Raw genomic sequence first — 22,992 nt, forward strand, 5'->3', positions numbered from 1 at the left:
GCTGCGATTTTGATGAGTTAAAAATGCCAGTGGTTATGCATTTTGTGGAGTAAGTGTCTGCCTGTTTTTTGTTCAGTCATGTCCTCAGGAGTAACGACAAAGGTTAAGCTCCGCATTATCCATCACTTTTGCTTTTTCACCTTTCATTACGCTTGCTAGCAATTGACCTGAACCACAAGCCATCGTCCAGCCCAGAGTTCCGTGTCCGGTGTTAGTAAAAAGGTTATCGTATTTAGTCGCGCCGATAATTGGTGTGCCATCAGGCGTCATTGGCCTAAAGCCGCTCCAAAACTCAGCTTGGCTGAAGTCACCACAACGAGGAAAAAGATCACGGATGACCATTTCGATGGTGTTTTTGCGCTTTTGTGGAAGGGAAGTATCAAACCCTGCTAATTCTGCGGTGCCAGCTACGCGAATTCTGTCATCAAATCGAGTCATAGCGACTTTATAGGTTTCATCCATCACAGTAGATCGAGGAGAGAAGTGTTCATCTTCCATCGGGATGGTGAGTGAATAGCCTTTGACAGGGTAGACCGGAATATCAATATCGAGTTGCTTGAGTAGCGCTGTAGAGTAGCTGCCAGAGGCCACCACATATTGGTCTGCTTTAAATTGTCCTCGGTTCGTTTGGACACCTATGATCTTTTTACCTACTGTAACCCAATTGCTTACTTCAGTATCGAACTCAAATCGGACACCGTGTGCCTTAGCAAGCTCCGTTAGTTGTTGGCAAAATTGATGGCAATCGCCCGTTTCGTCATCAGGTAGATGCAAGCCACCAACCAGTTTGTCTTTCACAAGTGCAAGCCCTGGCTCTTGTTCAATACATTGTTCGACGTCCATTAGCTTAAATCGGGTTCCGCTTTGTTCAAGGAGCTGCATGTCCTTTTCAATAGCTTGCAGCTGTTGATGTGTTCGGAATACTTGCAAGGTCCCAAACTGACGTCCTTGATACTCAATGGCGTGTTCTTGGCGTAACTGTTCTAAGCAAATACGGCTGTGGTTAGCGATCGAAAGCATGCGAGCCTTGTTAACTTGATAGCGAGGTAGGGTGCAGTTCGCGACCATTTTACTCGCCCAGCGGATCATGTCGGCATTCAGAGTGGGTTTGATTTTAAGTGGAGCATGCTCCTCCATTAACCACTTAATGGCTTTAACAGGAACACCAGGCGCAGCCCAAGGCGAAGAATAGCCATATGAGATCTGCCCGGCATTGGCGAAGCTCGTTTCCATGGCACTGCTTGGTTGGCGGTCAATGACGGTAACTTGATAGCCTGCTTGAGATAAATACCAAGCAGAGGTTAAGCCGATAACGCCGCTGCCTAATACGATGACTTCCATTGATGCACTCCACACATTTATCAGAGTGCTCAGTTTCTTTTCTTTACCTTTTGTTAACAATCGATATAAATTACACACAGCGTTTAGAAAAACTATAGGCTCAAGGATGAAAAGTAATCTGATAAGTGGCTTGTGTCTATTTAGCCAAGTCGCGGAGTACAACAGCTTTACTGGTGCTGCAAGACATTTACACCTCACCACTGGTGCCATAAGCCAACAAATTATTCATTTGGAAGCGTTATTAGGTTTTACTTTATTTGAACGCCACTCTCGCGGTATTCGTTTAACCGTAAAAGGCACTCAGTTACACCAAGCGACGCAGTTTCACTTTTCGGAACTGAGCAAATTGCTTGATGAGCTCAAAGTAGAAAAGCAAACCAATGAAATTCGTTTGAAGTTGACGCCTTCTTTTGCTTTCAAATGGTTAGTCCCAAAGCTCGAAAGCTTCCATCATGATAATCCGGATATCCAAGTACAAATCTTTGCGGAAGGTGCGCTGGTAAATAGTGAGATAAAAGACTATGACGTCGCAATTGACTATGGTCTTCATCCTTATAGAAATGCTAACGCGGAGCTGATTTTGGATGAGCATCTGCTACCGGTGATGAGTCCAAAATACCTTGAGGATCATGGCTGGCTAAAAACGTTGTTTGGTGAGCAAAAAAACTCAATGCCAGTGAAGCAATGGCAAGAGGCGACGCTACTACACGATGCGATGCCATGGGAAAACGCGACGCGTGACTATGAGTGGCTATATTGGGCGTCAGCGATGGGGTTGGATTTTAAAACCGATATCGGACACTTTTTTAATCGAACGGATATGGCGATGTCTGCAGCCGAAGCAGGCGTTGGGATTGCGATGGCACGAATGGCACTGATTGAGGATGAATTGACGACAGAGCGTTTGGTTTCTCCATTCAAACCGATTCCTGCCAATGCAGGGTATTACTTGATCATGAACACACGTACGAATGCGACAGAAACGTTTCGTCACTGGTTACTTGGACAGTTGAATTAGCGTTTTATCTCTGTGATTCATCCCTACGTTATTTGTTGAAAAATTGGGCAATATAAGTTTTAAGCAAGGTAAGTGCTTTGCTTGCCGCTATTTGAGTGATGAAAGACAGGGAAGAACATGAAAGACGAAACGCTATCCATCCATTTTGGTTACGAAACTGACCCTACCACTAAATCTGTCGCGACGCCGATTTATCAAACAGTCGCGTACGAGTTTGACAACGCGCAGCACGGCGCTGATCTGTTTAACTTGGAAGTGCCGGGGAATATCTACACTCGCATCATGAATCCGACTAACGATGTTCTGGAAAAACGCATGGCGGCGTTAGAAGGCGGCATTGCTGGATTGGTCGTGAGTGCGGGGAGTGCAGCGATTAACTATGCAATTCTGACCTTAGCGCAAGCGGGCGATAACATCGTTTCTACGCCGCAACTTTATGGCGGTACTTATACCTTGTTTGCGCACATGCTCCCAAATCAAGGTATTCAGGTGAAGTTTGCTAAAGATGACAAGCCAGAAAGTTTGGCCGAATTAATTGATGAAAATACCAAAGCGGTGTACTGCGAGAGCATTGGTAACCCTGCGGGTAATATCATCGATTTAGAACGTGTGGCGGAGCTTGCCCATGCACAAGGCGTACCTGTGATTGTGGATAACACCGTTGCGACGCCAGTGCTTTGCAAACCCATCGAATTTGGTGCGGATATCGTAGTTCACTCTCTCACTAAATACGTTGGTGGGCATGGCACCACATTAGGTGGCGTGATTGTGGATTCAGGTAAATTCCCTTGGGCGCAGCACAAAGACCGCTTTCCTGTTTTCAACCAACCAGAACCTTCTTACCACGGCGTGGTGTATACCGAAGCGTTTGGTGAAGCGGCATTTATCGGGCGTGCGCGTACCGTACCACTGCGTAATACCGGAGCCGCATTATCACCGATGAATGCATTTATGCTTATGCAAGGGCTAGAAACGTTACCGCTGCGCATGGAGCGCCATACCGAGAACACACTCAAAGTGGCTGAATTCTTGGAACAGAATGACAAAGTCAGTTGGGTAAGTTATGCCGGATTGCCAAGTTCTGAACACTTCCATCTCGCCGAAAAATACATGAAAGGTAAGCCTTCTGCGATTTTGTCGTTTGGTTTAAAAGATGGTTATGACGCTGGTGTGCGTTTTTATGATGCTTTGAAAATCTTTAAGCGTTTGGTGAACATTGGCGATGCAAAATCATTGGCTTGCCATCCTGCATCGACGACTCATCGTCAATTGAGCGAAGCAGAACAAAAACAAGCTGGTGTGTCTCCAGAGATGATTCGTTTATCGGTGGGTATTGAACATATTGACGATATTCTAGCCGATTTAGAACAGGCACTAAACGCGTAAAACGATTCTGTTTTTAGCTTTGGGTTACCCATAGGCCAGCCTTTAAAAAAGCTGGCCTATTTTTATTTTATTGTTTAAATATCAAGGGTTTTAGTGTTTTTGGGTTGTGGTATTCCAAAAGCTCATGGTGGATGAAATTTATTCCCTTGTCGCATTTGGGGTTGTTCCTGATGATGTGTGCAAATCTTACACATTGGAAGGGACTCAAATGTCTTACGTATTTCACCGTCATTGCCATGCCACGTTGCCAATCATCGATAAAGGTGAAGGTGTTTATCTATTCGATAAACAAGGGAAACAGTATCTCGATGCTTGTGGCGGCGCTGCGGTATCAAACCTTGGCCACAGTCATCAAGCCGTTAAAAAAGCTATGTTGGAACAGCTCGAGCGAGTGCCGTTTGCTCATACTGGATTTTTTACTAGTGACAGCAGTGAGCGACTAGCGGAATTGATTTGTCAGCATATGCCTGAGCAGTTCAACCATGTGTATTTAGTCAGTGGCGGATCAGAAGCGGTGGAGTCGGCACTAAAAATGGCGCGGCAGTATTTTGTGGAATCAGGTAAGCCAGAGAAGAAGCAATTCATTGCGCGTCAGCAAAGTTATCACGGCAATACGTTGGGAGCTCTGGCGGTCGGTGGTAATGAATGGCGACGTGAACCGTTCAAACCTATCTTGCATCCGAGTCATCACATTGCCCCTTGCTATGCTTATCGTTGTCAGCAGAGTCATGAGTCGGAATTGGATTACTCATTGCGAGCGGCGAATGAACTAGAGGCAAAAATTCTTGAGTTGGGGGCTGAGAATGTCATGGCTTTTGTCGCTGAGCCCATTGTGGGAGCCACCGCTGGAGCTGTGCCTGCGACTCAAGGTTACTTCAAACGTATTCGCGAAATATGCGACCAATACGATGTGTTATTGATCTTGGATGAAGTCATGTGTGGCGTTGGACGCAGTGGCAGTTTTTTTGCGTTTGAGCAAGAAGAGGTAGAACCCGATCTGGTGTGTATGGCTAAAGGGCTTGGTGCGGGTTATCAACCTATTGGCGCGGTGGTTGCGAATGATCGAGTCTATCAAGCTATTGCTGATGGAAGCGGTTTTTTCCAACATGGTCATACTTTTATGGCGCACCCTGTGGCGTGCGCTGCTGCCGTGGCGACCATTCAAACCATCTTCCAAGATAATTTGTTAACGGCGGTGAATCGGCAAAGTGCTTTGCTGCGTAATGAGCTTACTTCTGCATTGGCCCATTTACCGTACATTGGCGACATTCGTGGTAAAGGTTTGTTTTTTGGCATTGAGCTGGTGGTGGATCAAGAAAGCAAGGCGCCTCTGAGTAAAGCCACATTGGCAGACAAACGCATCAAACAGCGAGCAATGGAAAATGGCTTAATGTGCTATCCAATGGGCGGAACGATTGATGGCGTTAATGGGCACCATATCTTGCTTGCGCCGCCATTCATTATTCAGCCTCACCATATTGATGAGCTAGTTGGCAAACTCTCATTAACGCTAAAAGAGGTAGCGAAGGAATGGAATTAGAAAATCGATGTATACGAGAGCCTATCGCTATTATCGTGGCCCCAAACGGTGCAAGAAAAACTAAGCACGATCACGCCAGCTTACCCATGACAAAAGACGAACTGGTTGCAGAGGCTATCGCTTGTCAAACGGCAGGGGCTGCCATGATCCATTTACATGCTAGAGACGCCAACGGACGTCATTCATTAGACATCGACGACAACATGGCAATTTACTATGCCGTGAAAGAAGCGGTGGGACAAAACATGATGGTACAGCTCACCACAGAGGCGGTGGGCTTGTATTCTCCGCCACAACAGATGGCGTTAGTTAAAGCTGTGAAACCAGAAGCGGCTTCTTTTGCATTGAGGGAGTTAATCCCTGATCGCGCAAGTGAGAAAGAAGGGCATGCCTTTTTCCATTGGGTGGCAGAACACAACATCGTGAGCCAAATTATTCTCTACGATGCAACCGACATTGAACGTTATTTCCAACTGCGTGATGCGGGCGTGTTACCTAAAACGCATCAGCATGCATTAGTGGTGTTAGGGCGTTATCACCAAGCTCAACAGTCTTCGCCATGGGATTTACGAGGTTTGAATTTGGCGCGTTTTGTCGAGGAAGAAATTCGATGTGCCATTTGTGCTTTTGGCGCGCGAGAGCAAGACTGTTTAGCGAGTGCGATGTTACTTGGATTCGATGTGAGAGTGGGGTTTGAGAATAACCACGTCGATGTGGCAGGCGAATTAGCAATCAGTAACGCGGCTCAGGTGGAAGCTCTACGCGATGTGGCGCATCGCTTTGCTATTCCTTTACACAGTGCGCAAAGTTTGCGTTCAGCTTTGAAGTAAATCTGCTCGCGGAAAAGAAAAAAAGAAGAAAGGAAAGTAAAAAGGCTCCATCGGAGCCTTTTCGGTATTTGTCGTTAGTTCTCAGTTTGCGCTACAGGTTGACGAGCGGGATGTTTGATAAACACCGCGACAACAGCCGCTATCGCTAATGCAAAACAGTAGTAAGAATTGGCAACTACTTCAAGTGGCGATAGGTTGAATACGGAACCTAGCAGCAGTACTTGAGCACCGTAAGGCAACACGCCTTGCACCACGCATGAGAAAATGTCTAACAAGCTTGCTGAGCGGCGAGGAGAGACATTATTCTCTTCCGCCAGTTGGCGAGCAACGCTGCCCGATACAATGATGGCAACGGTGTTGTTTGCCGTACAGCCATTGACCATTGATACCAAACCTGCAATACCTAGCTCGCTTGCACGACTGTTCGCATGCTTAGAGTGACTAGAGCCAAACGCGTGGATAAGGCTACTAACGAAATTTGTTAGAAAAGCAAGACCACCTTGGCGACGCATCAGTTCACTCAAACCACCAATCAGCATGGATAACAAGAAGATCTCTTGCATGTTACCAAAGCCTTTGTATACGTCTTGGGCTAGATTAGTTAGTCCGTAATTGTCAATCGATGCCAAGCTCACGCCGCCAGCCAAAAGAATGCCAATCGACAGAACCACAAACACATTCACACCAGATACCGCTAGGATCAAAATAGTGATGTACGGCAAGACTTTTAGCCACTCAATATCGCCAGTTTCAGGCACTTGAGTCGCGGTACTGTTGAAAGCGAACACTGCAATCGCGATCAACGCCGCAGGTAAAGCAATACGAATGTTCTCTTTAAACTTGTCTTTCATCTCACAACCTTGAGAGCGTGTCGCCGCGATGGTGGTGTCAGAGATGATAGAAAGGTTATCACCAAACATAGCGCCGCTCAGCACAACGCCTGCGGTTAACGGTAAGCTCATTCCTGCTGATTCAGCAATCCCCAACGCTACGGGGGCAACGGCTGCGATGGTACCCATCGAAGTCCCCATTGCTGTTGCGATAAAAGCAGAAATCAGAAAAATGCCCGGTAAAATCATGCTGGTTGGAATAGCGGATAAACCAAGGTTCACTGTTGCATCAACACCACCAGAGGCTTTTGCTACCGCAGCAAAGGCACCTGCAAGCAGATAGATCATACACATTGCGATGATGTCTGGGTGGCCAACACCACGCATGAAGTGTTCGATTGAGCGGTTAAGTTTCTCTTTACTTAAAAGAAACGCAATGATGATGGCTGGTAATACCGCGATGGGTGCAGGCAGCTGGTAGAAGGCAAATTCCACGCCTTGCAAAGATAAGTAAGTGCCTACGCCAATAAATAGCGCAAGGAATACAATTAATGGGATCAGTGCGACCGCAGACGGTGCAACTGTTTTAGTAGTTTGTTGGGAACCGGACATGTAAACGACAATGTTAATGATAAGAGAGAAGAGCAGACTAATATCACATTTCTACATTGTCAACGTCTAGACGTCTAAATGGCTGTTTAAATTTTACACGTAAAGAAAAAGATAAAAGCTCGTGTTGCGTATCTCACTGATACCACGAGCTTTAGTTATGCGCTAATGAAGAGACTGTCGTTATTGCATTGATTTGGCTTTTTTGCGTTTAACAATACCTAAAACCATCCACGTAAATAAGACAGCAGCAAATGCCCAAACCAGATATTTGTATTCGGTGTACAGGTTGCTCAACACGCTTAAATGTTCAAATGCAAAGTGAGTTAACAAGCTGAATACCAATACCCAAACCGTCGCCGCGAGGGCGTTACCGAGCAAAAACTCTCTACGTGGTATTTTCGCGATACCGCATGCAAGAGGCATAAATTGCTTCATTCCTTCAATAAAGCGGCTGACGACCAAGCACGTAGGGCCGTATTTCTGGATCGTCAATTGAAGCGTTTGCATCTTCGGGCCGGAAATGTAGCCTTTTTTATCTAACCACCCCTCAAAGTAATAACCGATTAAGTAGCCACAGGTATTACCAAAAAAGCAGCTCAGCCACGATACCATCATTACCATACTTAGGTTCATGACTTGTTCTGACGAGAGCAAAGATGCCGCGATCATCAGTGATTGACCAGGCATCGGGATACCTATCCCTTCTAGAAATATACTGACAATCAGCGCAACGTAGCCATATTGCTCAAGCAAAGGCTTCATTGACATGAGAAGTTCGTTAATATGTTCCAAAAGCTTTCCCCTAATAAAAGCGGAACGAAGTTGGAGTGATACTCCGAATGTCCTATTGGGTCAATTCTTGTTTCTCACCGTTGAGAAAAACTGACATGCCTCTGATAATTGCGCAGAATCAACCTGCAGCTGGCTTTACTCGCCGCCACGCTCTTTGGTAGCGGCGAACTAGGGAGATCCTTATGACTCTTTGGCTTTGGTGAATGCGCCATACAAATCAAGGCGGCGATGACGTAAGTTGGTGACAGAGCCTTCGGTATTAAGCTGTTTCAACTTAGTCAAATCAACATCAGCGAAGATTATCATTTCGGTGTTGGCGCTTGCTTCTGTCAAGGTCGCATCGTGTGGGAAATAGATATCCGACGGTGAGAATACGGCAGATTGTGCGTACTGGATATCGACATTATCAACACGAGGTAAGTTGCCGACACTGCCCCCAATTGCAACGTAGCATTCGTTTTCGATGGCTCGTGATTGGGAACAGATTCGTACTCGTTGGTAGCCATTTTTTGTGTCTGTCCAGAAAGGAACGAACACAATTTGTGCGCCTTGCTCGGCGAGCATTCTTCCCAATTCAGGGAATTCGCTGTCATAACAAATCAGTATGCCGACTTTGCCCGCATCGGTTTCGAACACTTGAACATTGTCACCACCGTCGATCACCCAGTCTTTTTGCTCATGGGGCGTGATGTGAATCTTATATTGAGCGTTTATTTCACCATCTCGTTGCAGTAAGTAGGCCACATTATACAACTTGCCATCTTCGATGACGGGCATACTGCCAGCAATAATGTTGATGTTGTAGGTGACTGCCATCTGCGAGAAACGGTTTTTGATCTCTTCCGTAAAGCTAGCCAAAAAGCGGATTGCTTCAACGGAATTTTTGTCGTTTTGCAAGCCCATCAGCGGTGCGTTAAAGAACTCAGGGAATAGGGCGAAATCGGCTTTATAGTTCGCAAGAGAAGAGATGAAGAACTCAGCCTGATCGAGCAAATCCTCCAGGTCATTCATCGCGCGCATTTGCCACTGGACGACACCAATCCGAATCAGTGTTTTTTCTACATCGTGTACGGATTGAATATCCTCTTCGTAGAAAAAGTTATCCCACTCCAGTAGAGTTGCGTAGCCTTTAGAAGCACTATCCTCTGGCAAGTAACCACGCATAATACGCTTTACATCGAAGTCATTTGCAAGCTGAAAAGACAAAATAGGATCGTGAAGCTCACGGCGTTTTATCTTGTCGATGTATTCAGCCACGCTCAATTCGTCAGCATATTTGTGGTAATTCGGGATGCGGCCACCGGCTAAAATTGCTTTGAAGTTTTTACTACGGCAAAGCTCTTTACGCGCATCATACAAACGTCGACCTAAACGTAGCCCTCGATAGTCCGGGTGGACAAATACATCGAGACCATACATTGCATCACCGGTTACTTGATTCTGTATGACGTTGTTTTCGGTAATGATGTCGGTATATAGATGAGGAAGAGAAAAGCGGTTGTAGTCCACTTTAATGGTTAATGCTGCACCGACTATTTTGCCGTTATCTTCAATACAGATTTGGCCATCAGGAAACTGATGAATGAGATCCATAATAGTCAGCCGTGGCCATGAGCCGCCAACATCAGGAAACACTAAGTCCATTAGTTCTGCAAGCTCAGGGTAATCCGTTGGCTCAATGGTACGTAATGAGAGTTTGGGCGAATTGCTGTCCATATCTTTCAATCCATTTATCCTTTTGAAACAGTGTTAATGAGAATGCCACAATTTGGAGCAGACAGATACTGAAGTCTTTGAGTTGTTTTGGTTTACCAAAAGCATTTCAAGAAAACAATATTAGCTTAGTTTGCTCTTCAACCATTCGTAAAACGCCGCCACTTTCTTAGCCGATAGGCGATAATTCGGGATCATCACGTAATAACCATAACCACTCTGTAAAGTTAGGTTGAGAATATGTTGGATATCCCCTCTTAAAATAGAATTCTGCGCCATAAAATCAGGAAGTAAGGCGAGTCCTTTTCCCATTTTGACGGCTTCGTAAGCTAGGTAAAAATGTTCAAAGCCTACAGAGTGATAGGTAACGGTTGATTCTACTGCATGTGCCGTTTTAAATTGCTCCCATAGCTGAGGGCGAGTGATTTGAGGTATAAACGGATAATTACTAACAGCGTGCACACTCTCAATTGCAGGAGCATTTGTGCAACCGACTAATAACAATGTTTCTTCGCACAGTAAGTGGCTGTATTCATAATGTGTGGATAATGGAAGGCAGCGAATATGTAAGTCACTTTCGTTGCTCGAATCTTTGACGTTCCCATCCCCGGTACAGACTCTTACTCGGATGTTAGGATGTTGCTGGTGGAAGTCATCAATATTAGGTATCAACCAAAGACTGGCAAAAGAAGGGGTTACGTCCACGGTGAGTAATTCTTGCTTTGAATCTGACTGGATTAAGTTGGCAGTTGCATGCTGAATAAGCTCCAAAGCTTCTGTGACTTGCGGCAGATAACGCTTGCCTTCTTCGGTTAACTCAATACCACTCGCCCTTCTTTGTATTAAAGGTAAACCCACCAATTGCTCCAGCGATGCGATTTGTTTGCTTACTGCGCTTTGCGTAATACATAGGGCATCCGCTGCTTTAGAGAAACTGAGGTAATTAGAGACCGCGACAAACGTCCTTAATGCTCGAATAGAAGGGTATTCACTGCCTTTTAACATACTTCAGTTCCATTAAACTCTGCTTAGGCAAAGAGTAGAGTATTCACGGCTTGAAGCAAAGTAAGATGCAACGTATGTGTGATTAGCTTCCTTTCTTATAAAAACTAGCTAAGCGTTTTTTGACTGATTAATCTACAAGAGTATTTTAGATGTTTATTTAATTTCTTTGAAAAATCTACAAATTAACAAGAATCTTTTTCACATCATCGATTAACCTCAATTTAGTATTGTTTATATAAAGTAAACAGACAGATCGTTTTTTCTGTTTTTGTTCGGCGTTCTTTAGAGGATTGTCAGTATTCTATAAAATTAAATATATTTTTCATTAATTTAAAGTTGGCATTGCATTTGCTCTTTACTATTCGAACCTTCAATGGAACTTATATTAGGAGAACGAAATGAAAAGCAATGTTGTTACTTTGATTAGCCTTTTTTCTTTAGCAACGTTTAGTACTTTATCACATGCTGCGGACTCCAACGATCATGGTGTATATGTTGGCGCCAACTACGGTTACTTAAAAGTTGATGGACAAGATGACTTTGATGATGACAGCGATGTTATTCAAGGTTTAGTTGGTTACCGTTTTAATCCTTACTTAGCGTTGGAAGGTGGTTACATTGATTTCGGTAGCTATGGTAATAACCTAGCAAATGCCGAAACGGACGGCTATACAGCGGCTCTAAAAGTTACCGCTCCCATTGCTGATCGTGTCGACCTTTACGCAAAAGGCGGTCAAATGTGGTACTCGACGGATTACAACGTTACGGGCTTCCAAGGCAACAAAGATGATGAAGGTGTATTCGCTGGTGCCGGTGTGGGTTTTAAAGTTACTGATAACTTCTTAGTTAACGCAGAATATATGTGGTACGACGTAGAACTCAATGCGGAGAATGTCGCGAACGGTGCAAACACGGAAACAGACTTTAACCAAGCATCACTAGGTGTGGAATATAGATTTTAATATTGTTAACAACTCTAAGCCCTAATAAAAAGCGAAGCCTAAATAGCTTCGCTTTTTCTGAACTCAATCTAGTTGAGGATAATAGAGCGTTTTTTAGAATAATTGTTCGTGCCTTTTACTGTCACTCTACTATATTTAGAGCATTTCTAACATGACTATCTAACCTTCTTACTAGTCTCGAAAAACAAAGTTTTATCACTCTATAAGTAATACTCGATAGGTCGATCGCTGCGCTACCTGACATTACATTCATGTGACCTAAAATACCGCGAACGTGTTCTGTATACTCGTTTTTTAGTTTTGAGATGTACGCCATAGCTTTAGCTAGTTGATCCCAAGCAGTAAGGCCTACAGTTGCTATTTGTTGTATTATATGACCCAGACCTGAAATTCTTAATAAGGTCAAAATTGAAGAGACTATTTTACTTACCCAACCATCAGTCATCCGAGCATTATATCTATTGTTGAAGTCAAGAAATACGTTGCGTTCTAGGTAAGCTTGAGATTTGGGTTGTAGTGCCGACCACTCATTACTTGTAGCGGTATTGACATAACCCGGAACAGATTTTTTTCCTAGTCCATGAGCGTGGAAGTCGATACCAGAACCTCCTGCTAACCGATACTCAATATCCCCCGTAAATAAATGGCCAAAGAGGAGACATAGGAACTGGAGTTGTATCATGAGTGCATTGTTTAATTTCCATATAAGTCAGAGTCTATATAACCAAATAAATTACATTGGCTGTTTACGTAGTAGTCATCGTTTTCTTCATCATCAATTGAAAAAGCAAAGTACTTAAGAGGGTTCTCAGTGTCACAAGCAAGGTTAGCCATGTTATTTTTTACGTAATCCTCTATTTTATAACCATCAAAGCTTCCTTCCCAAATAATAGTACTTTCATCATTGCTGAGTTCTGCGACTAAAACAATAGTTACATAGTGTTCAATAAGAGGAGTGCTTATGATGTTTTTATTTTCATAGACTGGAGAAAACTCAAAGCGACCAGTACTGTCTGTGAATGTTGATAAGTCTATTGATTTCCCTGACGTGCTTAAACCAATACTAAGGCTAACCTTCAGGCTACTAAGGGGTTTTCCTTTCTTTGTTAACACACCATTGATTTGCGGTGTGTATTGATTAACGTGTTCGTCATTCAATTTGCTTTCTTCAAAATTCATTACAATGCTCACTAATATGACTGTAATAATTCCAGTAACTTAATTTTTCACAACAATACTTTCATTTTGAAATTTAAAAATCTATATATGTTGTGTTTCTATTCAATATCTAAGGTTAACTTTGTGATTAGAATTACATTATTTTTTGGTAACTACTATTTGTAGTCATTACATCGATAGAGTTGTAATGAAACAAGCGAGTAGGGACTAACAATGAATGCATCAAGCAATTCATCGAGGGAGATGAGTATAGACTTTAGACTTAGATCTAGTTATCTCTTAGAAAGGATAGGTAAGCAGAAGACTTTTAAGTTGCAGGGCTTTTAGTACCATGCTCTCTGCCTTTTTGATTAGTACTTATGAACTTCTTGTTTACTGATTAATACTCAACGAGTTTGTAAACCTACATGGGCCAAAGGTATGCGGTAATCCATGTAGTAAGATTTCAGAAAGCATGAATGTTTGAAAAAAGAGACTATTTTAGTTGATACAAAAAAGGCCACCCGAAGGTGGCCTTTTCCAAACGTTTGGTGGAGCTGGCGGGACTCACCTTCAACTGCCTTAAAAAACAGTTACTTCAATAGGTTAGGGTGTTTGTGGTTTTTGAAAATAACCCTTTAGTACCTTATCTTAGTACCATATGAAGCCAGTATCAATATGGAAGCCTATTATCCTAAGTTAAGGACGCCAGTTCAGCTCCCTGTTTGGGAGTTGAACTGAGGTTTTTACTTTACATTTACACTTTCTTTTTCTTCTGTCTAGCAACACGCTCAGCCATTGCCACTTGAAATTTTTTCGTTTTCTCGACTTTTGTTATCAGCGTGCGTTTATAAGCTTGTATTTTACCTGCACTTTCAGACTTTCCTTCAAGAAAGGTTTTTATCATTGTGTCTGTCCAGTTCCGCTCTTCTTTCAGCCCTGTTTTTGATACCCACTTTTCGTGCCATGCTTGGCGGTAAATTTCTCTTTGTTGGCGACCATATTCGCGTCTTTCAGCTTCCGAATAGCGGTGCCATCTTCCATTGTAATAAGGCATAAGTTTTATTTTATTTTTTGTTTTATTTTTTCTAATTTTTCTTGTTGTAGAGGTGATAACTTTCTCAATTTCAACTCTTCATACGTTTTTAACAGTCGGTTTTTTTGTCGGTGTTGCTGCCTATTATTGTGCTCTTCTTTAGCCTTGAGCCATTTATCAAACTGACTTTGCATCTTCTTAATCAGTTTTTCGATTTCTAAAGCTTGATTGGCTTTTTCATATTGATACTGCCAAGTACTCAACCGTCGTCCTTTCTCTTTTTCAATTGGTTCATAGCTCCGGTAATCTATGCCGACATGTTGCAAAACCGCATGGTTGAAAGTTTGCTTCAAGAGTTTTGTCGCGCCCTTTTTTTGCAGCTCCATCAAAACGCGTCCACGAACCACTTTGCCAATGATTAGGTGGACATGATCACCAGTGCCTTTTTGCCCTTCTTGGTTTTGCTGGTGTAATACAGCGCGGATCTGCTGTCGATACTGTGCGAACTCAGCTTTTGTCAGCTTGCAGTATTTAGCCAGTTTGATGCAGCAATCGCTGGTAATGGATTGCCATTGCTCAATAGACGGTCTATGGCCTCTCGGCAGCGTCAAACAAAATTCCATGGCGTAGCTAGAGAGCGGCCGCCCGCCCTTGGGTTTGAGTTGTTGTTCAAGCCTAAACTTCTCGCCTGCTAGAGCAATTCGGTGGGATGTTTCAGCACAACCAATCAGTGAGATAAGTGCGTCACTATGTTTGTGATTAGCGTGTTGTTCGCTCAGTAGATAACGCTCGCGCATCATTACACCATCACTTTGGAGCTTCACAGGCTGACTGATAAGAGTGAAATTTTTAATCATCTGATGTGTTTTTTAGAAGGTTAGAAATAATTTCCATCACTTGCAAATAACTGAGCAAAAACATCAAAGATTTTTTGCGGTTCCAGATAGGACAACTCACTTCGTTCTTATGTTGTCCCACTGGCAAGAGTGGGTTCCCCTCTTGACTCCCCCTTTGAAAGCAGCCATAAATTTGCAGCAGCTTAAAATAGTTTTTATGCTTATAAAAAACACTATGGACAATCCTATCCCATCATCCGATCTTATCGGCTATGTCATTGAACTAGAAAAGTTCGAATCAACGACTCTTGAAGAACAAGTAATCAAAAAGGCAAAAAAAGCAGGCTTTTTAAGTGAGCATGATGAATCTTATGCTTATAAATCCAGCTGGATTAAGAAAGTCGCTAAGAATGCTGAAGAGGCATTTAATTTGGAGGCTGTTATTGAGAATGAGCCACTGGAGTTAACTATGGCAAATTTCAAACAATTAAGAGAAGAGAGAGAACAGCGAGTCAATGAGATTTTAGAGTTGCTATCTAAGTGCGTGCTTGACAGTGTTCCTCAGTATAAAGGCTAGATATTGTTCATAATTGTTCTGATCTTTAGCACCTGCAAAGGTGCTTTTTTGTTGTATGTCGCTGCGACTTGGAGAGTGGTGAGGTACAATCAGCACAATTTTTTCAATTGTGCTGTTTACAATGACTAACAACAACTTCTCCCAAACCGCTGCCTTTATCTGGTCGGTTGCTGACCTCCTTCGCGGTGATTTCAAACAATCTCAATATGGTCGCGTGATCCTGCCGTTTACTCTACTTCGTCGTCTTGAGTGTGTGCTTGAGCCAAGCAAAGATGCTGTGGTTGCTGAACATGAACGTATTAAAGCGATGAACTTGCCAGAAGAGGCACAGGAAAAGTTCTTGCTGCGTGCAACGCAATCACCAGTACAACCTGATGGTTTGTCATTCTTCAACACCTCGCCAATGAACCTTGGCAAGATGGGACAAAGCAACATCAAGGCGAACCTTGAGAAGTACGTGCAGTCATTCTCCAAAGATGCGCGTGAAATCTTTGAGCACTTCAAGTTCGATGAATTTGTTGGTTTACTGGAAGATGCCAACCTGCTTTACAAAGTGGTGAAGAAGTTTGCCACCACCGATCTTAGCCCAAACAGTATTTCTAACCACGATATGGGCTTGGTGTTTGAAGAGTTGATCCGTCGCTTTGCGGAAAGCTCGAATGAAACCGCTGGTGAGCATTTTACCCCGCGTGACATCGTGCGCCTGACCACCTCTTTGGTGTTTATGGAAGACGACGAAGCCCTAACCAAGGATGGTATCATCCGCACCATCTATGACCCAACAGCGGGTACAGGCGGCTTCCTTTCTTCTGGCATGGAATACGTGCACGAGCTTAACCCGAAAGCGGTGATGCGTGCGTTTGGTCAGGAGCTAAACCCAGAGTCCTATGCTATCTGTAAGGCAGATATGCTAATTAAAGGGCAAGATGTTAGCCGCATCAAACTGGGTAACACTCTGTCAAATGACCAACTGCCCGCCGACAAGTTTGACTACATGCTGTCTAACCCGCCGTTTGGTGTGGATTGGAAAAAGATTGAAGGTGAAATCAAAGACGAGCACCAGCAAAAAGGCTTTGATGGACGCTTTGGCGCAGGCTTGCCGCGTGTATCTGATAGCTCGCTGCTGTTCTTGATGCACCTTATCAGCAAGATGCGTGACAAGAAAAATGTTGATAACCAAGTCACTGATGGTGGTCGTATCGGCATTATCCTTAACGGCTCACCGCTGTTCACTGGTGGCGCAGGTAGCGGCGAAAGTGAAATTCGTCGTTATATCTTAGAAGCTGACCTACTTGAAGCCATTGTCGCGCTACCAAACGATATGTTCTACAACACAGGTATTGCGACTTACGTCTGGGTACTGACCAACAAGAAAGACCCAGAGCGCAAAGGCAAAGTGCAGCTTATCAATGGTGCCAACTTAAGCCACAAAATGCGTAAGTCACTTGGCTCTAAGCGTCACTTCCTGACAGATGATGAAATTCACGCCATCACCAAGAACTTTGGTGAGTTTGTTGAAACCGATATGCTGACAGAAAGCGGCAAACCACTAACAGCTAAGATTTTTGATACCCATGAGTTTGGCTACCGTCGCCTGACCATCGAACGCCCGCTGCGTTTGTCTGCGCAAATCACCGACGCTGCGGTGGAGTCACTACGTTTTGCCCCTAAGCCATTTAATGCCGTGATGCAGGCTGTCTTTGATCAGTTTGGCACTGAGTGGAATGACGACTCATACGGCTCACTAATTGAAGTGGAAGCCGAAGTACGAGCGCTGATCAAAGCAGACTTCCCAGATCTGAAAGAAAAGCAAATCAAAGATGTACTGGATAGCAAGCTGTGGCTCAATCAAAAAGTCCTGATGGATGCGGCGAAAGCCCTGCAAGTTGCGGTTGGTGACAAACTGGGTGGAAAGTCGCAGCAATCCGACGACTTTTACCAGTTTGAGTTGACTCTTAGAGGTGCGTTTGAGAGCACAGGCATCAATTTCAACGCCAAGCAGAAGAGACAACTTATTGATGCTATCACATGGAAAAACCAAACAGCGAAGCCTGTTATTAAGGGAGAGGTTAAACAAGCAGCACAACCTAAGTATGGCTCTTTCGCGTATAGCGGGGAAGTCAAAGAGTTACAAGGTAAATTTGTAGAGTTCAAACCAGATATAGAGCTTCGCGATCATGAAAATATGCCTCTAGACCCTAGCGTTAGCACCTCAGACATTATTGAACGCTATTATCAAACGGAGCTTCATCCCTCTGCGCCAGATGCTTGGATTAATACAGAATTTAAAGACGAGCAAGATCGAGAAGTTGGTGTGGTTGGCTACGAGATTAACTTTCGTTCTTATTTCCAAAGAAGCTATTCACGAGATGGACTGTTAAAAGGGAAGCTTGTTCGACTCAAAGATGTAGTACAAGTCAATGAAAAGGGACTCTATGTAGTTGATAGCACGTCTGGAAAGATTGTGGAGTATTCTAATCTTAACGAAAAGAGAAAAGCTTTAAGACCCACACGTTTTGATTTGCTGCCTAATACTCTCTTAGCGGATTTCTACAACATATTTCTACAGCAAGAAGAGGGTAATGACTGGCTCGATAGCAATTTCATGTCTTCGACCTCATTGAAATATGTATCTATGTCCTTGTGGTTAAACACGCGAATATCAGTACCGCAAATTGCAAACCAATCAGCATTGATTGACCTATGGTTCGAGTGTGACGCTGTGCTCACAAGGGTAGAGTTGCTGAAAAAGTCAGCATTCAGTGACCTTCAGACAGCACAAGAGCAAATACTGCCTTACCAAAGCGTTGCTAGTCGATATGAACAAGAATTTTCTTCTATGTTGCCAACCCCACTCGCTATCCTTTGGGAACTCGCTGAGTCAAAGTTTAATGAACGTGAAAGAGTTGAAGCATTTATCAAGTTTTATGAATACTTGGGCTTGTATTTGGTTTCGGTTGTTTTTGGATATAGATCACCACCCAAAAAGATTCTTTACAGTTCGAAAAGTCTAAAAAGCCTAACAATGGCTTTTAGTCACAATCGGTTGCGTGAACATGCTGTTTATTTTCCTGACTCGAAAACCTTAGTTGCTTCACTTTGTCATGATGAAATTACACAATTACTATCGAATGCTACAGACCTTAGAAATGATATCTCTCATCGAGGACTACCTTCAGCTAAGCTCGTACGCAAAGCTAAAGCAACAATACAGACGTTAAATGAGAAAATGCAAAGTGCGTTAAGATCATTCTTTGAAATTACAGCTCTAATTAAGCCTATTCAGGCAAAGTTTGATGGCAAAGTATTCATTTACGAAGTCGAAGTCCTAAAAGGTCTTGGTGTGAACCCTGCCAGAACCGCAAGAATTAAAACATCAGAGCCTATGATTGCTGACCAGCTTTATCTAGCTCAAGGCGACTTGAATCAGGAAGAAAGTATAACTGTCACAAAGCTGTTTCCGCTGTTAACAATGAGTGAGACGGTACAAAATAGTGAGATTATGGGGTTCTACTTCTATAGCGACACCGTTGAGGATAAACTTCGCTTTGTCTGCCCATATCCAAATGTTGAAACCTACAAATTTCTCCCAGAAGAACTAATTAGAGACTGTTTAAATGACTAACAACAACTTCTCCCAAACCGCGGCCTTTATCTGGTCGGTGGCTGACCTGCTTCGCGGTGATTTCAAACAATCTCAATATGGTCGCGTGATCCTGCCGTTTACTCTACTTCGTCGTCTTGAGTGTGTGCTCGAGCCAAGCAAAGGTGCTGTAGTTACAGAGTATGAGCGAATCAAAGCGATGAACTTGCCAGAAGAGGCGCAAGAAAAGTTTTTGCTGCGTGCAACGCAATTACCAGCACAACTTGATGGCTTGTCATTCTTCAACACTTCGCCAATGAACCTTGGCAAGATGGGGCAGAGCAACATCAAGGCGAACCTTGAGAAGTACGTACAGTCATTCTCTAAAGATGCGCGTGAGATCTTCGAGCATTTCAAGTTCGATGAATTTGTCGGGCTGCTGGAAGATGCCAACTTGCTTTACAAAGTGGTGAAGAAGTTTGCCACCACCGACCTTAGCCCAAATAGCATTTCTAACCACGATATGGGTTTGGTATTTGAAGAGTTGATCCGCCGCTTTGCGGAAAGCTCAAATGAAACTGCGGGTGAGCATTTTACCCCGCGTGACATCGTGCGCCTGACCACCTCTTTGGTGTTTATGGAAGACGACGAAGCCTTAACTAAAGATGGCATCATTCGCACCATCTATGACCCAACAGCGGGTACAGGCGGCTTCCTTTCTTCTGGTATGGAATACGTACACGAACTTAACCCGAAAGCGGTAATGCGTGCGTTTGGTCAGGAGCTAAACCCAGAGTCCTACGCTATTTGTAAGGCGGATATGCTGATCAAAGGGCAAGATGTTAGCCGTATCAAACTGGGTAACACCCTATCGAATGATCAGCTACCAGCCGATAAGTTTGACTACATGCTATCTAATCCGCCGTTTGGTGTTGATTGGAAAAAGATTGAAGGTGAAATCAAAGACGAGCACCAGCAAAAAGGCTTTGATGGACGCTTTGGCGCAGGCTTGCCGCGAGTCTCTGATGGTTCGTTGTTGTTCTTGATGCACCTTATCAGCAAGATGCGTGACAAGAAAAACGTTGATAACCAAGTCACGGATGGTGGTCGTATTGGCATCATCCTTAATGGTTCACCACTATTTACTGGTGGTGCAGGTAGTGGTGAGAGTGAAATTCGTCGCTACATCCTTGAATCTGATCTACTTGAAGCGATTGTTGCGCTGCCTACCGATATGTTCTACAACACAGGTATTGCGACCTACGTTTGGGTACTGAGCAATAAAAAAGACCCTGCACGTAAAGGCAAAGTGCAATTGATTAATGGCGCTAATTTAAGCACGAAAATGCGTAAGTCATTAGGTTCTAAGCGTCACTATTTAACTGATGACGAAATTCGCACTATCACGAAGAACTTTGGTGACTTTGAAGAAATCGACACCTTGACCAAAGATGGTGTGACGGACAACCAAAAACACTTCTCCAGCAAGATTTTTGATACTTATCAGTTTGGCTACCGCCGACTAACCATAGAACGTCCACTGCGCCTGTCTGCACAAATTACCGATGAAGCGGTGGAATCACTGCGCTTTGCACCTAAGCCATTTAATGCCGTAATGCAGACTGTATACGAGCAGTTTGGCTCAGAGTGGACGGAAGACTCGTACGGCTCACTAACTGATGTGGAAAAAGAAGTTCGTGTCTTGATCAAAGCCGACTTCCCAGAGATGAAAGAAAAGCAAATCAAAGATGTACTGGATAGCAAGCTGTGGCTAAGCCAAAAAGCGTTGATGGATAATGCCAAAGCCCTGCAAGTTGCGGTTGGCGACAAACTGGGTGGAAAGGCGCAGCAATCCGACGACTTTAACCAGTTTGAACTGACGCTGAAGGGCGCATTCAAGGCCACAGGCATAAAATTTGATGCGAAGCAGAAGAAACAATTTATTGATGCGGTAACGTGGAAGAACCAAGACGCCGAGCCTGTGATCAAGAAAGTGCTGAAAGAAGACGCACAGCCGCTTTACGGTGCTTTTGAGTACAAAGGTAAGGTCGTTGAGTTCCAACAGGATGGCGACCTGCGTGATAACGAGAACGTGCCGCTAGATCCAAGCGTCAGTACATCAACCTTGATTGAAAGCTACTTCAAGCGCGAAGTACAACCACATGTTGCCGATGCGTGGATTAACGCGGATAAGCGTGATGACAAAGACAGTGAAATTGGTGTGGTGGGCTATGAGATCCCGTTCAACCGCCATTTCTATGTTTATCAGCCACCGCGTGCGCTGGAAGCGATTGATGCCGATTTGGATGCAGTCAGTGCCGACATTATGAAGTTACTGCAAGAGGTGCATTCGTAATGGGCAAGTATCAGGCGTATCCAGAGTATAAAGATTCTGAAGTTGATTGGGTTGGATATATTCCCTTAGATTGGCAAGTGACGCGATTAAAGTATGTGGCATCGATTTTTGGCAGGATTGGTTTTCGAGGGTATACCGTAAATGACATCGTCGGTGAAGGTGAAGGAGCTATCGTTCTGAGTCCTTCAAACATAGTTGGTGATAAATTTACTTTAGCGAAGACATCTTTTTTAAGTTGGCAAAAGTATTACGAATCTCCAGAGATCATGGTGGAGAAGAATGATGTCCTTTTAGTCAAAACAGGGTCTACCTATGGTAAGTCAACAATTGTTACGGACGTAGATTCCCCTATGACAATTAACCCTCAAATGGCTTTAATTAAGAATACTACTATTGACTCAAGGTTCTTAGCTTATCTGTTTAACTCTTCACTGATAAAGGCAAAAATAGATGTAAATAACACTGGTAGTGGAATGCCAACCATGACTCAGGAAAATATCAATAACTTTCCAATTCCACGACCGAATAGCAAGTTAGATACCCAAATCGCCAACTTCCTCGATCACGAAACCGCCAAGATTGACACCTTGATCGAAAAGCAGCAGCAACTGATTAAGCTGCTGAAAGAGAAGCGCCAAGCGGTGATCAGCCATGCGGTAACCAAAGGATTTAACCCACACGCACCAATGAAAGATTCTGGTGTGGAGTGGTTAGGGGAAGTGCCCGAGCATTGGGTGACTAAAAGCTATCGTTATGCTTGTAAGATATATCGTGGAAAATTTGGGCATCGTCCTCGCAATGATCCTGCGTTTTATGATGGTGATTATCCTTTTATTCAAACAGGCGATGTTGCTAGAGCTGGCAAAATGATCACTAGCTATAGTCAAACGCTGAACGAGAAAGGTAAAGAAGTTAGCCAGTTGTTCCCTGCTGGCACCTTGATGATGGCTATTGCTGCAAATATTGGTGATACCGCAATACTGGGTTTTAAGGCTTATGCGCCTGATAGTGTTGTTGGTTTTAAGCCCTATGCCGACCTTGATATAGAGTTTCTTCGATATAGCTTTATGGCAGCACTGCCAGCACTAGAGCAGACATCGACGCAAAGCACGCAAGCAAACTTGAATGTGGATCGAATTGGTGCAGTAAAGGCGGTTTTCCCTGCGTACGATGAACAACGTGAGATTGTCCAATATCTGGATGGCTTACTTAATCAATATGATTCGATTGAGAAAAGATGCAAAGAGGCTATCGCGTTAATGCAAGAACGCCGAACCGCTCTAATTTCAGCCGCGGTCACAGGCAAAATTGACGTACGCAACTGGAAGGCAGCAAAACCTCAAGATCAAGCGTTGGAGCAAACCGCCTAAATTTATTGCCACTCTCGCTGAGAAAGCAGAGTGGCTTTTGCGAATTT

The 22,992-nt window shown here is 43.8% G+C and carries 16 protein-coding genes and 1 pseudogene; 9 read left to right on the plus strand and 8 right to left on the minus strand.

All coding sequences use genetic code 11. The features are described from left to right. Window positions 1–84 precede the first annotated feature (84 nt). On the minus strand, window positions 85–1,341 hold the full coding sequence (locus H9L11_RS10080) for a D-amino acid dehydrogenase (RefSeq protein WP_205390730.1): 1,257 nt from the start codon (window positions 1,339–1,341) through the stop codon (window positions 85–87). Between the two features lie 106 nt (window positions 1,342–1,447). Between H9L11_RS10080 and H9L11_RS10085 the strand changes: the two genes are divergently transcribed. The 4 genes from H9L11_RS10085 to H9L11_RS10100 all read left to right on the plus strand — a co-directional run bounded on the left by H9L11_RS10085 (window position 1,448) and on the right by H9L11_RS10100 (window position 6,115). Next, a complete protein-coding gene (locus H9L11_RS10085; protein WP_132937057.1) occupies window positions 1,448–2,359 on the plus strand; it encodes a LysR substrate-binding domain-containing protein in 912 nt (303 codons plus the stop codon). A 117-nt stretch (window positions 2,360–2,476) separates the two neighbouring features. After that, on the plus strand, window positions 2,477–3,745 hold the full coding sequence (locus tag H9L11_RS10090; RefSeq protein ID WP_005381677.1) for an O-acetylhomoserine aminocarboxypropyltransferase/cysteine synthase: 1,269 nt from the start codon (window positions 2,477–2,479) through the stop codon (window positions 3,743–3,745). A gap of 208 nt (window positions 3,746–3,953) precedes the next feature. Then, entirely contained in the window at window positions 3,954–5,285 is a 1,332-nt protein-coding gene (locus H9L11_RS10095) for an aspartate aminotransferase family protein (RefSeq protein ID WP_205390731.1), read from the plus strand. Beyond that, a complete protein-coding gene (locus H9L11_RS10100) occupies window positions 5,276–6,115 on the plus strand; it encodes a 3-keto-5-aminohexanoate cleavage protein (RefSeq protein ID WP_205390732.1) in 840 nt (279 codons plus the stop codon). Before H9L11_RS10095 ends, H9L11_RS10100 begins: the two co-directional genes overlap by 10 nt. A 74-nt stretch (window positions 6,116–6,189) precedes the next feature. Here the strand turns inward: H9L11_RS10100 and H9L11_RS10105 are convergent, their stop codons facing one another. The 4 genes from H9L11_RS10105 to H9L11_RS10120 form a co-directional block, all read right to left on the minus strand. Beyond that, a complete protein-coding gene (locus H9L11_RS10105) occupies window positions 6,190–7,557 on the minus strand; it encodes a Na+/H+ antiporter NhaC family protein (RefSeq protein ID WP_017635705.1) in 1,368 nt (455 codons plus the stop codon). Between the two features lie 180 nt (window positions 7,558–7,737). Then, window positions 7,738–8,325 carry a DedA family protein gene (locus tag H9L11_RS10110; RefSeq protein WP_205390733.1) on the minus strand — a complete coding sequence of 196 codons (588 nt, stop codon included), beginning with the start codon at window positions 8,323–8,325 and terminating at the stop codon, window positions 7,738–7,740. A 204-nt stretch (window positions 8,326–8,529) separates the two neighbouring features. Then, complete coding sequence (locus tag H9L11_RS10115; protein ID WP_205390734.1) at window positions 8,530–10,065, minus strand: bifunctional GNAT family N-acetyltransferase/carbon-nitrogen hydrolase family protein; 1,536 nt, start codon at window positions 10,063–10,065, stop codon at window positions 8,530–8,532. Between the two features lie 120 nt (window positions 10,066–10,185). After that, on the minus strand, window positions 10,186–11,067 hold the full coding sequence (locus H9L11_RS10120) for a LysR family transcriptional regulator (protein ID WP_158173690.1): 882 nt from the start codon (window positions 11,065–11,067) through the stop codon (window positions 10,186–10,188). A gap of 398 nt (window positions 11,068–11,465) precedes the next feature. On the opposite strand from H9L11_RS10120, the gene H9L11_RS10125 reads away from it, so the two are divergent. Then, complete coding sequence (locus tag H9L11_RS10125) at window positions 11,466–12,029, plus strand: porin family protein (RefSeq protein WP_205390735.1); 564 nt, start codon at window positions 11,466–11,468, stop codon at window positions 12,027–12,029. Window positions 12,030–12,722: 693 nt separating this feature from the next. Here the strand turns inward: H9L11_RS10125 and H9L11_RS10130 are convergent. From H9L11_RS10130 to H9L11_RS10140, 3 genes are all read right to left on the minus strand, one after another. Beyond that, window positions 12,723–13,208, minus strand: coding sequence for a DUF6795 domain-containing protein (locus tag H9L11_RS10130; RefSeq protein ID WP_064377308.1), 486 nt, complete (start codon window positions 13,206–13,208; stop codon window positions 12,723–12,725). 736 nt (window positions 13,209–13,944) lie between these two features. After that, window positions 13,945–14,244, minus strand: a complete 300-nt coding sequence (locus tag H9L11_RS10135; RefSeq protein ID WP_205391106.1) for a hypothetical protein — start codon at window positions 14,242–14,244, stop codon at window positions 13,945–13,947. Between the two features lie 5 nt (window positions 14,245–14,249). Next, entirely contained in the window at window positions 14,250–15,080 is an 831-nt protein-coding gene (locus H9L11_RS10140) for a hypothetical protein (RefSeq protein ID WP_205390736.1), read from the minus strand. Between the two features lie 154 nt (window positions 15,081–15,234). On the opposite strand from H9L11_RS10140, the gene H9L11_RS10145 reads away from it, so the two are divergent. The 4 genes and pseudogenes from H9L11_RS10145 to H9L11_RS10160 all read left to right on the plus strand — a co-directional run bounded on the left by H9L11_RS10145 (window position 15,235) and on the right by H9L11_RS10160 (window position 22,945). After that, window positions 15,235–15,636: a hypothetical protein gene (locus H9L11_RS10145; protein WP_240199926.1), complete on the plus strand. Its 402-nt coding sequence runs from the start codon at window positions 15,235–15,237 to the stop codon at window positions 15,634–15,636. Window positions 15,637–15,757: 121 nt separating this feature from the next. Beyond that, a pseudogene (locus H9L11_RS10150) lies at window positions 15,758–17,986 on the plus strand (class I SAM-dependent DNA methyltransferase); the annotation flags it as partial. Between the two features lie 1,267 nt (window positions 17,987–19,253). After that, the gene (locus tag H9L11_RS10155; protein ID WP_140063069.1) at window positions 19,254–21,575 is read left to right on the plus strand and encodes a class I SAM-dependent DNA methyltransferase; all 2,322 of its coding nucleotides are present in this window, start codon (window positions 19,254–19,256) and stop codon (window positions 21,573–21,575) included. Then, window positions 21,575–22,945 (plus strand): restriction endonuclease subunit S, encoded by a 1,371-nt coding sequence (locus tag H9L11_RS10160; RefSeq protein WP_205390737.1) that lies wholly within the window; start codon window positions 21,575–21,577, stop codon window positions 22,943–22,945. The genes H9L11_RS10155 and H9L11_RS10160 overlap by 1 nt, the downstream gene beginning before the upstream one ends. The last annotated feature ends 47 nt before the right edge of the window (window positions 22,946–22,992 follow it).

The sequence above is a fragment of the Vibrio sp. sp1 genome (genome assembly GCF_016920955.1).
Taxonomy (GTDB): domain Bacteria; phylum Pseudomonadota; class Gammaproteobacteria; order Enterobacterales; family Vibrionaceae; genus Vibrio; species Vibrio alginolyticus.